Below are 14205 nucleotides of genomic sequence, written 5' to 3'. Positions count from 1 at the left end.
CCGCTCGGGAGCGCCACCATGACCTATGTCGTCACCGACGCCTGCATCCGCTGCAAGTACATGGATTGCGTCGAGGTGTGTCCGGTCGACTGCTTCTATGAGGGCGAGACGATGCTGGTCATCAACCCCTCCGAATGCATCGACTGCGGCGTCTGCGAGCCCGAATGTCCGGCGGAAGCGATCCTGCCCGACACCGAGAACGGGCTCGAACAGTGGCTGGAACTCAACTCCACCTTCTCAGCCCAATGGCCCAATGTGACGCGCAAGGGCGATCAGACCCCCGCCGATGCCGACGAACACAAGGGTGAGCAGGGCAAGTACGACAAGTATTTCACGCCGGAAGCCGGTGCCGGCGATTAGATCGGGGCACCGCGCCACGACGATGGGCCAGCTAAACTGACTCAAAGTCTGGCAATTTTGTTTCAGGCGTGTTAATGCACGGCCAACGGGCGATCCCGCCCGGTAGCATTAACACGAACTCATCCCTGCGGCCGTGCACTGGGGCGTTTGCGCCGCCGACCGTCGCACGTGGATGACATAGAAAGGTGCGGCATGGCTGCCAAGGCGCTCATTTTCGATGTCGGCGATTATGTGGTCTATCCAAAGCACGGCGTCGGCCGCGTCATCGAGCTGCAGAAGCAGGAGATCGCGGGCGCCTCGCTCGAGCTGTACGTCCTGCGCTTCGAAAAGGAGCGCATGACGCTCCGCGTGCCGACCAACAAGGCCGAGAGCGTGGGCATGCGCAAGCTGTCGTCGGACAAGACGATGCGCGAGGCGATGGATACGCTGAAAGGCAAGCCCAAGGTCAAGCGCACCATGTGGTCCAGGCGGGCGCAGGAATATGAGGCGAAGATCAACTCGGGTGACCTGGTGTCGATCGCCGAGGTGACCCGCGACCTGTTCCGCGCCGAGGATCAGCCCGAGCAGAGCTATTCGGAGCGTCAGATTTTTGAGGCTGCCTGCAGCCGGCTGGCACGCGAACTGGCGGCGATGGAGCAGATCGACGAGCCGGGGGCGCAGGTGAAGATCCTCGACATTCTGCGCGCGGCGGCGGCGATCTATAACAAGGATAAAGTACCCGCATAGGGTGCAGGCGGCCCTGGATCGCGCAGGCGATCCGGCGCACTCGCCGCGGCGGGCGGCGGGCGGCGGGGCGGCGTCAGCCGAACCCGTCCGACGTCGCGATGCGGCCTTGCCGCGGCGATCTGTCTTCCGGATCGGCGCCCCTTGATCGACTGCGTCGCGCATGGATGCTGAAATGAGTTCGGCATGACGGAGCGTGTGCGTTGCGGGTCCGCGCCCTGCCCCTTTTCATTTGCAGCCTTCCCAATGTGTGTTACTCTTCCAAAACACCACGGGGAGAGAACCATGCGCGGGCTTCTGATCGCTGCCGCCCTGTTGCCGCTGACGGGGTGCAACATCACCCACGACATCGGCGGCGATGACGGAACGCCGGGCATCGCCGCCCAGGGCAGCGGCGGCACGCGCACCTATGCCGCCACCGATTTCACCGCGGTCGACCTGCGCGGCGCCGACGATGTCGACATCCGCGTCGGGCCCGGCTTCTCTGTGCGCGCCGACGGCGACAGTGCGCTGCTCGATCACCTCAAGATCAGCCGGGTCGGCCAGACGCTGCGGGTCAGCCGGACGCGGACGAGCGGATGGAGCTGGAGCGGCAATCACGCCAAGGTTTCGATCACGATGCCGGCCCTGTCCGATGCCAGCGTCGCCGGCTCGGGCGACATGACCATCGACCGCGTCGGCGGCGCGGCCTTCCGGGCATCGGGGGCGGGGTCGGGCGATATTCGCGTCGGCCAGATCGCGGTCGGCCGCGCCGAACTATCGCTCGCCGGATCGGGCGCGATCCGGCTTGGCGGCACCGCGCAGCAGCTGAAGGTCAGCATCGCCGGGTCCGGCGATGTCGACGCGAGCGGGCTGACCGCAGCGCAGGCGCAGGTTTCGATCGCCGGGTCGGGCAGCGTGCGCGCGCTGGTCGACGGCCCCGCCACCGTGTCGGTGATGGGATCGGGCGATGTCGATCTGGGCGCCAGGGCGCGGTGCCAGGCGACCAAGATGGGATCGGGCACGATCCGCTGCGGCGGCTAGGCGCCTTGCGCACGGGAGTGTCCGATGCGACGCTGGTGCGGATGCGTGTCCTCCTGTGCGCCCTGCTGCTGATCCCCGCCACTGCGCATGCTGCGGAGCGACGGCTGTATCTCAGCAGTTTCGAGCGGATCAGGGTGGAGGGACCTTATCAGGTGACGGTCACGACCGGCCGCTCGCCGGGCGGCACGCTGACCGGCGATGCGCAGGCGATCGACGCGATCGAGGTGCAGGTCGACGGCACGACGCTGGTGGTGCGCGGCGTCCAGCGCGAAGCGGGCGCGGCGCGCGGGGTGGCCGGGCCGGTCGTGGTGACGCTGACGACGCCGACGCTGAGCAACGCGGCGGTGCTGGGCAGCGGCGCGCTGGCCATCGCCGGCGGGCGGACGCCGCGGCTGGACCTGTCGGTCGCGGGCGCCGGGTCGATCGCTTTCACCGGCGTCGATACCGATCAGGCGAACGCGACCGTGGTCGGCAACGGTGCGGTGACGCTGGCCGGACGCGCGGTGCGGGCGCGGCTGTCGGTCAGCGGCGCGGGACGCATCGCCGCCGACGCGCTCGTAGCGGGCGACCTGACGGTCCGCGTCGATGGACCGGGAGAGGCGCTGGCGCGGGCGCGCTACACCGCCGCGGTCTTCAATGCCGGGCTTGGCCATATCGCGGTTGCCGGGACACCGCAGTGCCGGGTGCAGAATCAGGCGGGCGGGCCGGTGACCTGCGGCGCGGGGGCGCCCGCCCGCTGACCGCGCACTAGATCAGCGCTAGTTCCGCCAGCCGCCCGGCCAGCACCGCCGGCATCGCCGCCACTCCCGTCGCATCCCCCGCCAGGTCGGCCGGCGCATCGGCCTCCTCCAGATACCGCCAGCCCTGATGCGCCCGTTTGGGCCGCGCGTGGACCAGCACCAGCACCGGATCGAGGTGGATCGCGACGCGCCCGCCCTCCGCCTCGCCGAAGAGCAGGATCGGCGACCGCGCGACGAGCTGGTGCTTGATGATCCAGAACAGCGAGCCCCCCGCTTCCTTGGGCCCGGCTACCTCGGCGTGCCGCTTGGGCAGGTAACGGGTGGTCAGCGCCACCGGACCCGCCTCGCCGCGCTCGCGCAGCCGCTCGGCGAGGTGCTCGACGCCCGCGGCGCCGAACGCGACCTTGGTCAGATGAAGCGGCATGGCCGCGATCTGGGGTGCGCGGCGCGGCGGTCAAGCCACCGGGTCAGCCGCCCAGCTTCCACAGCGTCGCCAGCCCGAGGAAACTCAGGAACCCCATGATGTCGGTCATCGTCGTCACGAACACCGCGGACGATACCGCCGGGTCGACCCGCGCCTTGTCGAGCGCGACCGGCACGATGACGCCGACCAGCCCCGCGACCAGGCTGTTGATCACCATCGCCAGCGCGAACACCAGCGACAATTGCGGATTGCCGAGGATGACGTAGCTGCCGAGCGCGCCGACCAGGCCCAGCGCCACGCCATTGGCGATCGCGATGCGGAACTCGCGCAGCAGCATCCAGGCGGTGTTGGAGCTGGTCAGCTGATTGGTCGCCAGCGCACGCACCACCACCGCCAGCGTCTGCGTGCCCGCGTTGCCGCCCAGCGCCGAAACGATCGGCATCAGCGCCGCGAGCAGCGCGAAGCGCGCGATCTCGCCCTGGAAGATGCCCACGACCGACGCCGACAGCATCGTCGCGCCGAGGTTGACGATCAGCCAGGCGACGCGCGTCCGCACGGTCAGCCGGATCGGCTCGTTGATGTCGCCGTCGCCCGCCTGCGCCAGGCGCAGCGTATCCTCGCCTGCCTCCTCCTGGATGATATGGACAACGTCGTCGACGGTGATCATCCCGACCAGCCGCCCGCCGCCGTCGACCACCGCGGCGGAGATCAGCGCATATTTCTGGAATCGGAGCGCCACCTCCTCCTGATCCATGTCGACCGGGATCAGCGTCTGTTCGCGCTTCATCACGTCGGCGACCGCGACCGAGCGCGGCGTCCGCAGGATCCAGCTGAGCGCGCAGGTGCCGACCGGCATGTGCCGCCCGTCGACGACAAAAACCTCCCAGAAGTCGGTGGTCAGGTCGTCATGCCCGCGCAGATAGTCGATCGTGTCGCCGACGGTCCAGTGTTCGGGCACCGCGATCAGCTCGCGCTGCATCAGGCGGCCGGCCGATTCCTCGGGATAGGACAGCGCCTCCTCGATCGCGGCGCGATCGTCGGGCTCCATCGCGCGCAGCACCTCGCGCTGCTCGTCGGCGTCGAGGTCCTCGATGATCGCGACCGCGTCGTCGGTGTCGAGTTCCGCGGCGATGTCGGCGACCTGCCGCGCCGAAAGGTCGTCGATCAGGTCCTCGCGGACGTAATCGTTCATTTCGGCGAAGACGTCGGCGTCGAGCAGGTCGGCGAGCGCGGCGGCAAGCGCGTCGCGGCGGTCGTGCGGGGTCAGCTCGAACAGATCGGCGATGTCGGCGGGGTGCAGCGGGGCGACCAGCGCCCGCGCGCCCTCCGCATCGCCCTCCTCGACCGCGTCGAGCACCGCATCGACGAAGGCGGGCTTCAGCCGGTCGTCGCGGTCCAGCTGTTCGCGATCGCCCTCGGCCAGGGCGGCGGCGAGATCAGTGTCGGTCATGCTCGCCTCCTGCTCGCCGGGTCAGCGCGCCCTATCGCTGCGAGCAGCGCATTTCTACCCGCCCACGGCCATGCTGAACTTGTTTCAGCATTCACGCGACCCCATTAGCGCCGGGCGCGCGGCTGATGCTTCGCATGGATGCTGAAACAAGTTCAGCATGACGAGACAAGAGGAGCCGACATGGCCGACTACAAGACGCTCACCCTAACCCTCGACAGCGGCGGCGAGGTCGTCATCGGGCTGCGTCCCGACCTGGCGCCGGCGCATGTCGCGCGGATCGCGGAGCTGGCGAACGAGGGCTTCTACAACGGCGTCGCGTTCCATCGCGTCATCCCGGGGTTCATGGCGCAGGGCGGCGATGGCGGCAACGGCGACGGCACCGGCGGCTCCGACAAGCCCGACCTGCCGCAGGAATTCTCGGCCGAGCCGCACGTGCGGGGCACCTGTTCGATGGCGCGGACCAGCGACCCGAACAGCGCCAATGCGCAGTTCTTCGTCTGCTTCGACGACGCCCGCTTCCTCGACCGGCAGTACACGGTGTGGGGCCAGGTCGAGTCGGGCATGGAGTTCGTCGACGCCCTGCCGGCCGGCGAACCGCCGCGGCAGCCGGGCAAGATCGTCACGGCGGTGGCCGCCTGATCTCCCTCTCGCCTTCAGGGGAGAGGGCGGGGCCGCGCGGCGGCGGGGGGAGAGGGGTCCCTCCGCAAAGCGGTTCGCCGGTGGCGAGGCCCCGCTCCCGACCTCGCCACCCGCATCAGGTAAACAGCGGCCTGTGCTGCTTAGGCCATGCCGGGGGCAGGACCGACCTGATGCGCCCCTGAAGGCCCAAGGGAAATCAGTCTTCGCTGCCCAGCGTCCAGATCAGCCAGTCCCGGAAAATCCGCACCGGCTTCGACTGCAACGCCCGCGGGCGGCACACGAACCAATAGCTGTACGGGCTCTCCACCGCGATCCCGAACAGCCGCACCAGCCGCGGATCCGCCGCATCGACGAAGTGCGATTCGTGCATGAACGCGACTCCCAGTCCCTGCGCCGCCGCTTCGAGCATCAGCGGACCTGAATCGAAATAGTCGATCGCCAGCGGCTCGACCGCGGTGACGCCCGCGCTCTGACGCCAGGCATCCAACGCCTCGGTCATCTCGCGGTGAAGCAGCGCGGTCTGCCCCGCCAGCTGTTCGGGCCGCACCAGCGGATCGGGTCCCTCGACCAGCGACTTGGCACCGATCACATAAACGGCGTTGCGGTCGAGCCGGTCGGCATGAAGCTGCGGATCGACCTCGCGCGCCAGCACGATCGCGGCGTCCAGCCCCTCGCCAAGCCGCGACACGCCATGCCCTGCTGTGTCGATGTCGAGGTGGAGTTCGGGATGATCGCGCCGCAGCGCACCCAGGTGCGGGAACAGCCGCTGCGACGCGTAGAGCGGCAGCACGCCGAGCCGCAGCCGCAGCAGTTCCGCGCCGCTGGTCATCGCCTCCACCGCATCGGACAGCTGGTCGAGCGCGGGCGCCAGATGGCCGAGCAGCCGCTCCCCTTCCGCGTTGAGCACGATCGCCTGGTGCCGCCGCTCGAACAGCTCCTTGCCGACGAACCGCTCCAGCGCCTGCACCCGGCGGCTGAGCGCGGGCGCGGACAGCGACAGCTCCTCTGCCGCGGCCTTGACCGATCCCAGCCTGGCGACCTGCACGAACGCCTCGATCGCGCCCAGCGGCGGCAACCTGCGCATGGCTCACCCTCCCCCGCGCACTGATGTGCCGCGCGATTGCGTCGAGTGCAATCGTGCACGATCATTTCGCATTTGCAACATCGAATGCTGCACTGCACATAGCGCAGGCCTTTCAGGCATCCTCTCCTAAAAAACTTTTCGCAGGCCGGCCGCTCCCTGGAGTAGCCGGCCTCTTTTTTATGCGCAGCGCGCGCGCGGGAAGCGCGGCGCTCCCGTCCGGCGACGCGGCCTTGCCCGCGGCGGGCGCACCTGCACACCCCCTACCGATCGCGGCACCCCTTCCCCACATCCCGCGCTTGGGCCGTGCGCCCGCAGGAGTGAATTGATGGCCGACGCCGACCCAACGCGTAAGATCCAGGTTGCCAACAGCCGGCCGGAGGATTCCGGCCGCGGCCTCGCGCATGTGCCGCGCGCGGTGATGGCGGCGCTGGGGATCGTCGAAGGCGACGTGATCGAGATCGTCGGCAAGCAGGCGACGCCCGCGCGCGCCGTCGCCCCTTATCCCGAGGACGAGGGGCTGGACCTCTTGCGCATCGACGGGCTGCAGCGCGCCAATGCCGGCGTCGGCTCGGGCGATTTTGTCGAAATCCGGCGCGCCGAATCGAAGCCCGCGACGCGCGTCGTGTTCGCGCCCGCGCAGGCGAACCTGCGATTGCAGGGGTCGGCCAACGCGCTGCGCCGCACCTTTTACGGCCGCCCGCTGGCGCCAGGGAACATCGTCGCCACCGCCGGGCATCAACGCGTCGGCAACATGCCCGCCAACGTTCAGCAGTTCATGAACGCACCGGCCTATGCGCTGCAGGAAATCCGCCTGCTCGTCGTCGCCTGCGCGCCCAAGGGCATCGTCCATATCGACGAGAACACCGAGATCGAGCTGCGCCCCGAATATCAGGAGCCCGAGCAGGCGCGCCGCGCCGACGTCACCTATGACGATCTGGGCGGCATGGGGCAGACGATCGACCAGCTGCGCGAGATGGTGGAGCTGCCGCTGCGCTATCCCGAGCTGTTCCAGCGCCTCGGTGTCGACCCCCCGCGCGGGCTGCTGCTCTACGGCCCGCCCGGCACCGGCAAGACGCGGCTGGCGCGGGCGGTCGCGAACGAAAGCGACGCCCAGTTCTACCTGATCAACGGGCCGGAGATCATGGGCTCGGCCTATGGCGAATCCGAAAAGCGCCTGCGCGAGGTGTTCGAGGAGGCGGCGAAGAACGCTCCCTCGATCGTCTTCATCGACGAGATCGATTCGATCGCGCCCAAGCGCGGCCAGGTCACCGGCGAGGCGGAGAAGCGGCTGGTCGCGCAGCTGCTGACGCTGATGGACGGGCTGGAGGCGCGCGCCAACCTCGTCGTGATCGCCGCCACCAACCGGCCGGAGGCGATCGACGAGGCGCTCCGGCGGCCGGGCCGCTTCGACCGCGAAATCGTCGTCGGTGTCCCCGACGAGCGCGGGCGGCGCGAGATCCTGGGTATCCACACCCGCGGCATGCCGCTCGATCCCGCGGTCGATCTCGCCGAGCTGGCGGGGACGACCTATGGCTTTGTCGGCGCGGACCTCGCGGCCCTGACGCGGGAAGCGGCGATCGACGCGGTGCGGCGGATCATGCCCAAGCTCAACCTGGAGGAGCGGGTGATCCCGCCCGAGGTGCTCGACCAGCTGTCGGTCACCCGCGACGATTTCCTGGAGGCGCTGAAGCGCGTCCAGCCGTCGGCGATGCGCGAGGTGATGGTGGAGGCGCCGCGGGTGCGCTGGGAGGATGTCGGCGGCCTCGACGACGCGCAGGCGCGGCTGAAGGAGGGCGTCGAGCTGCCGCTGAAGGACCCCGACGCCTTCCGCCGGCTCGGCATCCGCCCGGCCAAGGGCTTCCTGCTCTACGGCCCCCCCGGCACCGGCAAGACGCTGCTCGCCAAGGCGGTCGCGCGCGAGGCGCAGGCGAACTTCATCGCCACCAAGTCGTCCGACCTGCTGAGCAAATGGTACGGCGAGAGCGAACAGCAGATCGCGCGGCTGTTCCAGCGCGCGCGCCAGGTCGCGCCGACCGTGATCTTCATCGACGAACTCGACAGCCTGGTCCCCGCGCGCGGGGGTGGCGGGGGCGAGCCGCAGGTGACCGAGCGCGTCGTCAACACCATCCTCGCCGAGATGGACGGGCTGGAGGAGCTGCAGGCGGTGGTCGTGATCGGCGCCACCAACCGGCCCAATCTGGTCGATCCGGCGCTGCTCAGACCGGGGCGGTTCGACGAACTGATCTATGTCGGCCTGCCCGATCAGGCGGGGCGTCGGCGCATCCTCGGCATCCAGACCGCGAAGATGCCGCTGGCGGGCGACGTCGACCTCGACACCGTCGCGCGCCGCACCGAACGCTTCACCGGCGCCGACCTGGAGGACGTCGTCCGCCGCGCCGGGCTGTCGGCGCTGCGACGGTCGCTGGAGACGCAGCAGGTGACGATGGCCGACTTCGAAGCGGCGCTGACCGAGTCGCGCGCTAGCGTCACGCCCGAGGCCGAAGCGGACTATGCACGGCTGGCGTCGCAGCTGAAGCAGGACGCGCACGCGGTGCAGCCGCTGGGCTTCGTCACCCCGGGGCAGCTGACGCCGCGCGGGCCGAAGGGGCCGGGCTGAGCCCGGCGGCCGGCCGGGGGGGGCCCGGCCGATCGAGCCGGCGCACCGCCCATTCGACCACGGGCGTGCCGATCGTCAGCGCGGCGAGCCCGTAGGCTGCGCCGATCAGGCTCGCCCCGCAGGCGATCAGCGCGACGACGACCGGGATCAGCGTGTGGCGCAGGCGATTGGCGACGGTGACGGCACCGACGCCGCGGCGGACCAGCGTCCCGCGCCGGAACGCGGTCTGCGTGGTCCAGCAGTTGAGCAGCGCGATCACGAACAGCCAGGCGATGTAGAAGACCAGCGCCCCGCGCAGCTGGGGGTGTTCGCTGAGCACCATCGTCGGAAACGGCATAAATGCGATCGACAGCAGGAACAGCAGGTTGACCCCGACCAGCCGTCCGTCCGCGCGCCGCAACATCCCGAACACGACATGATGCGCGGCCCAGAAACGGCCGATCACGAGAAAGCTGACGACGAACCCGATATATTGCGGGACCAGCGCGAGCAGCGCATCGGTCAGCGCGCTGTTGGTCGGGCGCGCGAGCGCCGGCAGCCGGACGTCGACGACCAGCAGCGTCATGGCGATGGCGAACACCGCGTCGCTGAAGAAGGTCAGCCGCTCCAGCTCCGCCAGCGCGTGCCGATCGTCGTCGTGCCTGCCGGCGTCCGTCATCAACCCTCCTCCACCGCAGGGCGGTCCCGCAACGCCGCCCACGCATACCCGATCATCACCACGCATGCCGCCCCCGCGGTCAGATACGGCAGCGAATGCTGCAGCTCGTACAGTCCCACCCCGATGCTCGGGCCGAGCACGAAGCTGGCACCGTTGACGCTCGTCACCTTGCCCGCGATCGAGCCCTGCCCCTCCGCGCCGACCGCCAGCGACGACCCGGCGGTGAAGCCCGGCCGGGTGAAGCCGAACCCCAGGCTCGCCAGCGCATACGCCGTCGCGATGCCGTAGAGCGAACCCGCCAGCCCGGTCAGCGCCGTCCCCGCCGCCGCCACTGCCAGCCCGCTCAGCACCAGCCGCCGCGGCGACAGGTTGAGGAGCGGGATGATCCCCCATTGCGCGAGCAGCGACGCGCCCGCGCCCATCATCAGCACGATGCCCGTGGGCTCCAGCGCCTGGCCCGGCGCGACATGCAGCCGGTCGATGACCAGGAAACCGATCGCCTGGCTGGTCATGGCCTGCGCATGTCCCATCACCAGCCCGGCGATCATCCAGCCGCGCACCCGCGGGTCGAGGAAGCCGACGCTCTCCCCGCGCAGCCCGGTCGCCGCAGCGACGCTCGCCCCGGTCGGCGCGCCGCCGATCGAGGGATAGGCGGACTGCGCGCCGCCCCGATGCGGCCCGGCATGCAACCCGGGCCGGTCGTCGGGCAGCATCGCCCGGACGGTGAACCACACGCCCGCCCCGAACAGCGCGAACAGAAAGGCGGGACCGGCCAGCCCGACCTCGACCCGCCCGATGCTGCCGAGGATCAGATAGGGCGCAATCGCCGGGCCCAGGATCGTGCCCAGCCCGAAGGCGCTCGCCAGCAGCGTCAGCGCCTTGGTCCGCTCCTCGCGCGTCGTCTCGCCCGCGACCAGCGCCTGCACCGCGGGCGGCGCGGCGGCGCCGAGGCTGCCGTAGATCAGCCGGCCGACGATGAAGAGCCCGAACGCCGCCGTGCCCGGAATCACGCCGTTGATCCCCAGGCAAAGAAACACTCCGCAGACGCTCAGCGACACGATCAGCCCGCCGACCCCGAGCAGGATCATCGCGCGCCGCCCGGTCCGATCCGACCGGTTCGCCCAGAACGGCGCGGCGAGCACCCAGATCAGCGCGGAGGCGGAGAAGGCCGCCGCAACCGCCTGATCGCGCACCCCCAGCGACCGGCCGAGCGCAGGCAGCACCGACTGCAGCGCGGTGTTCGCCGCCGCGACCGTCAGCATCACCAGGAACATCAGCGGGAAGGTGCGGTCGACCCGCCGCGCGCCGGCCCCCGCGGTCACGCCGGTCACGCTGCCGACCTAAAAGTTTCGCAATGCGCGGGCATAGCGGCGTGCGTGGCGCGCGCGTGGCCGCGAGGCAACCCTTTCGCGGTGCGGAGGGTTTTCCCCGGCAACCTGCTTGATTACCGCCGCGCAAATTGCGACGGCGGCCGCCGTTGACCCAAGAGGGAGCCTTCATGCCCAGCTCGACCACTGCCGCGCGACGCGCCCGTTCCCGTCCCGCCGGCGTGCCGTCCCCCTGGGGCATGTTCTTTCAGGGCTTCCTCAAGCACCCGGTGATGGTCGGGTCGATCATCCCCTCGTCCGGCCGGCTGATCCGCAAGATGCTGGGCCCGGTCGACTGGGCAAACACGAAGCTGTTCGTCGAATACGGTCCGGGGGTTGGCACCTTCTGCCGCCCGATCCTGGAGCATCTGGCGCCCGACGCGAAGCTGATCGCGATCGACACCAACCCCGATTTCATCCGCTATCTGCGCCACACCATCACCGACCCGCGTTTCGCCGCGGTCAACGGCTCGGCGGCGGATGTGGAGACGATCGTGCGCGACCACGGTCACGATGCGGCCGATTACGTGCTGTCGGGGCTGCCCTTCTCGACGCTGCCCGCCGGGGTCGGCCCGGCGATCGGCGACGCGACGCACCGCGTGCTGCGCCCGGGCGGCGCGTTCCTGGTCTATCAGTTCTCGCCCAAGGTGAAGGACTATCTGGACCCGCATTTCGAACGGATCGACCACGATATGGAATGGTGGAACGTGCCCCCGGCGCAGTTATACTGGGCGCACAAGGACTGACGAGGCGCAGCTAGGGCCGGCGACGGCCGCCCGATGCGCGGCGCGGCCGCGTAAGCGCGCCGCCGGCCGGCGGGCGGCAACGCCGATCCGTCCGGCGGCGGCGTTGCCGTCGTCGCTTCGCCTCACCGCAGGTTCAGCCGCCGCGTCACCGCCGGATCGACCACCGCCAGCAGGACATAGGCGCCGAACTGCCGCACCCGCTGCAGCCAGCCGGTGCGCGCCTTGTAGAGCGCCGCGGTGATCTCCTCCGAGTTCGCGATCTCGCCGTCGACATAATCCCGCACCCGCGCCGCGAACGCCGCGTCCTCGACGCGCAGCATCAGCTCGAGGTTGAGGAACAGGCTGCGCATGTCGAAATTGGCCGAGCCGACATGGACGACCTCGTCGACCTGATACAGCTTGGTGTGGAGCTTCGACGGCGCGTATTCGAAGATCCGCACGTGCTTGCGCAATAGCCCGGCATAGGTGAAGCGGGCCGCAGCGACGGCGTTGGGATGATCCGACAGCGCCGCGGTGACGACCCGCACCTCCGCGCGGCGCTTGCCCGCGCGGTCGAGGCGGCGCAGGATGGTCGGGCTTGGCGAGAAATAGCCGGCGATGATATCGATCCGTCGCGCGATCCGCATGTCGGCGCGCAGGCATCGCGCCCAGGGGGACAGCCGCCGCATCGGCCCGCCGATCAGCCAGCGCAGCTTCCCAGCGTCGCCGCTCCAGTGGCGCAGCGCGCGGCTCAACCCGCGCAGCGTCGCCTTCGGATCGTGCGTCCAGCGCTGCAGCGCGTCGAAATAGCCCGCCATCGATGCGACGGCCGGCCCATCGACCAGCAGACCCAGATCGCGCCAGATCTTCCACTTTTCGTCTGCCTGGCCCAGATAGTCGTCCTCGATGTTGAACCCGCCGACGATGATCCGCGTCTCGTCGGCAAGCGCGAGCTTCTGATGGTTGCGCAGCAGATAGCGGCGGCCCCAGCGCGGGCTGAACCAGCAGACCGACACCCCGGCCGCTTCGAGCGGCGTGAAGAAGCTGCGATCGGCGACCAGCCCGGCGCCGAACCCGTCGACCACCAGCGCCACCGTCACGCCGCGCGCGGCGGCGCGGATCAGCGCGTCGTTGACCTGCCGCCCCGTGTCGTCGTCGGCATAGATGTAATAGATCAGCCGCAGCGTCCGTTGGGCGCCGTCGATCAGCGCGAGCAGCGCGTCGAGCCGCGCCCGGCCGCTGATCAGCAGCGTCAGCCGGTTGCCGTCGACGGTATAGGTCGGCTCGTCCGCCATCGCGGCCTGCATGGGGCAGCGGCTCGCGGGGAGCAAGCCGACCCGTGGCGACTCCGTTCGAACCTGCAACGGCGCTGCAGGCGCAACCCGTGGATCTGATCGATCCGGCCGGGGCGGACTGAACGGGAGAGCATTCGACGGTGCGAGGCGCGCACGACTGGGGGGGGATATCATCGTACTGGCCGAGGCTGGGCGGATCGTGATTGAACGGGGCTGAAGGGCCAACGCCGTTCAACCGGACTGGCTGCATTTACGTCAACGCTGAAGCGTAGCGGGCTGCTGGCCGGACACTGCACGGATCAGCTTGGGAAATTCGCGGAAAATCCTGCGGCTGGCAGGCTCTTGCGTGAGTTGAACGGTGACACGGGTCACGCCTACACTTTCCGGTGATACTTCGCGCCGCGTTGCCGGGTCGGAGGGATCGGTAAAGGTCACAAAAACGGGCCATGCCCTGACGACGTCGTCACGATGATAGGGGCTGTCGCTGATTTCGCGACTGAACAGCTGGCGAGGCAATTCTTGCTCGTCTCGCAAAACGGTCAGCCCGTCTCTCTGATCTGCCGGCAGGCCCTGCCGCCGCCTAGCCAATTCAGCCGCGACCTGCTCGGGGGGCACCTCATACGCGGGTAGCGCGAAGGTGAGCGATCGTCCGGGCCGGACGATCGGTATGGCTTCCCGGTCCCCCATGTAGACGTGCTGGCTCTTGAACCCCTCGAGACTGTAGTCCGATGAATATCTGACGTCGCTGACGGTGGAGTAAGCCTGACTGCCGGTATACACCGTCAGCCGGTAGCGATAGCCATCAGGCGCGCCGACCGAAGCGCAGCCTTTCATCACGGCGAATACGATAAGCCCGAGCAGCAGCAGCAAAAGTCCACCGAACGCTTCGCTGCTGTTCCACCACCGCATAAGCTGCCCAGTCCTCGGAATGCCTTCCCGGATGACATCGGGAACCTTAGAAACCGTTGAGGCTGCACGGCTGGCTTCGGGGCAGAAGTCTGCGTGGCGAAATGGAAGGATCGAGAGCGGGCGGTTCGCCGACAGCACCGGCTATGCGATTGTCTTCTTCTATGATGGGTCGGGGCTGATCGCGACGTGCG

14 protein-coding genes are annotated in these 14205 nt (G+C 69.3%); 7 read left to right on the top strand and 7 right to left on the bottom strand.

Annotated features, from left to right (window positions below; all coding sequences use genetic code 11):
- The first annotated feature begins 18 nt into the window (after positions 1–18).
- The 4 genes from fdxA to ACP2AD_RS06050 all read left to right on the top strand — a co-directional run bounded on the left by fdxA (position 19) and on the right by ACP2AD_RS06050 (position 2846).
- Complete coding sequence (fdxA, locus tag ACP2AD_RS06065; RefSeq protein WP_425229180.1) at positions 19–360, top strand: ferredoxin FdxA; 342 nt, start codon at positions 19–21, stop codon at positions 358–360.
- A 192-nt stretch (positions 361–552) separates the two neighbouring features.
- Positions 553–1086 (top strand): CarD family transcriptional regulator, encoded by a 534-nt coding sequence (locus tag ACP2AD_RS06060; RefSeq protein ID WP_425229179.1) that lies wholly within the window; start codon positions 553–555, stop codon positions 1084–1086.
- A gap of 282 nt (positions 1087–1368) precedes the next feature.
- On the top strand, positions 1369–2106 hold the full coding sequence (locus tag ACP2AD_RS06055; RefSeq protein ID WP_425229178.1) for a head GIN domain-containing protein: 738 nt from the start codon (positions 1369–1371) through the stop codon (positions 2104–2106).
- 17 nt (positions 2107–2123) lie between these two features.
- Positions 2124–2846 (top strand): GIN domain-containing protein, encoded by a 723-nt coding sequence (locus tag ACP2AD_RS06050; RefSeq protein WP_425229177.1) that lies wholly within the window; start codon positions 2124–2126, stop codon positions 2844–2846.
- Between the two features lie 7 nt (positions 2847–2853).
- Here ACP2AD_RS06050 and ACP2AD_RS06045 read toward each other — a convergent pair whose 3' ends face one another.
- Together ACP2AD_RS06045 and mgtE are read right to left on the bottom strand one after the other, a co-directional pair.
- Positions 2854–3270, bottom strand: a complete 417-nt coding sequence (locus tag ACP2AD_RS06045) for a DUF1489 family protein (RefSeq protein ID WP_425229176.1) — start codon at positions 3268–3270, stop codon at positions 2854–2856.
- Between the two features lie 43 nt (positions 3271–3313).
- On the bottom strand, positions 3314–4720 hold the full coding sequence (gene mgtE, locus ACP2AD_RS06040; protein WP_425229175.1) for a magnesium transporter: 1407 nt from the start codon (positions 4718–4720) through the stop codon (positions 3314–3316).
- A 180-nt stretch (positions 4721–4900) separates the two neighbouring features.
- Here mgtE and ACP2AD_RS06035 point away from each other — a divergent pair, with 180 nt between their 5' ends.
- Complete coding sequence (locus ACP2AD_RS06035; RefSeq protein WP_425229174.1) at positions 4901–5359, top strand: peptidylprolyl isomerase; 459 nt, start codon at positions 4901–4903, stop codon at positions 5357–5359.
- A 196-nt stretch (positions 5360–5555) separates the two neighbouring features.
- Here ACP2AD_RS06035 and ACP2AD_RS06030 read toward each other — a convergent pair whose 3' ends face one another.
- Positions 5556–6443 (bottom strand): LysR substrate-binding domain-containing protein, encoded by an 888-nt coding sequence (locus tag ACP2AD_RS06030; RefSeq protein ID WP_425229173.1) that lies wholly within the window; start codon positions 6441–6443, stop codon positions 5556–5558.
- 325 nt (positions 6444–6768) lie between these two features.
- Here ACP2AD_RS06030 and ACP2AD_RS06025 point away from each other — a divergent pair, with 325 nt between their 5' ends.
- Positions 6769–9060: a CDC48 family AAA ATPase gene (locus tag ACP2AD_RS06025; RefSeq protein ID WP_425229172.1), complete on the top strand. Its 2292-nt coding sequence runs from the start codon at positions 6769–6771 to the stop codon at positions 9058–9060.
- On the opposite strand, the gene ACP2AD_RS06020 is transcribed toward ACP2AD_RS06025, so the two are convergent.
- Both ACP2AD_RS06020 and ACP2AD_RS06015 read right to left on the bottom strand, forming a co-directional pair.
- Positions 9014–9718: a TMEM175 family protein gene (locus ACP2AD_RS06020; protein ID WP_425229171.1), complete on the bottom strand. Its 705-nt coding sequence runs from the start codon at positions 9716–9718 to the stop codon at positions 9014–9016. The genes ACP2AD_RS06025 and ACP2AD_RS06020 overlap by 47 nt on opposite strands.
- Entirely contained in the window at positions 9718–10992 is a 1275-nt protein-coding gene (locus ACP2AD_RS06015; protein ID WP_425229228.1) for an MFS transporter, read from the bottom strand. The genes ACP2AD_RS06020 and ACP2AD_RS06015 overlap by 1 nt, the downstream gene beginning before the upstream one ends.
- A 224-nt stretch (positions 10993–11216) precedes the next feature.
- Here ACP2AD_RS06015 and ACP2AD_RS06010 point away from each other — a divergent pair, with 224 nt between their 5' ends.
- A complete protein-coding gene (locus tag ACP2AD_RS06010) occupies positions 11217–11831 on the top strand; it encodes a class I SAM-dependent methyltransferase (protein WP_425229170.1) in 615 nt (204 codons plus the stop codon).
- Positions 11832–11953: 122 nt separating this feature from the next.
- Here ACP2AD_RS06010 and ACP2AD_RS06005 read toward each other — a convergent pair whose 3' ends face one another.
- Positions 11954–13117, bottom strand: a complete 1164-nt coding sequence (locus tag ACP2AD_RS06005; protein WP_425229169.1) for a phospholipase D-like domain-containing protein — start codon at positions 13115–13117, stop codon at positions 11954–11956.
- Between the two features lie 243 nt (positions 13118–13360).
- Positions 13361–14152, bottom strand: coding sequence for a hypothetical protein (locus ACP2AD_RS06000; protein ID WP_425229168.1), 792 nt, complete (start codon positions 14150–14152; stop codon positions 13361–13363).
- Between the last annotated feature and the right edge of the window lie 53 nt (positions 14153–14205).

The organism is Sphingomonas sp., assembly GCF_965248875.1.
In the GTDB taxonomy this organism is placed as follows: Bacteria; Pseudomonadota; Alphaproteobacteria; order Sphingomonadales; family Sphingomonadaceae; genus Sphingomonas.
The sequence above is the reverse complement of the archived record's forward strand: the minus strand, read 5'-3'. Positions and strand labels throughout refer to the sequence as shown.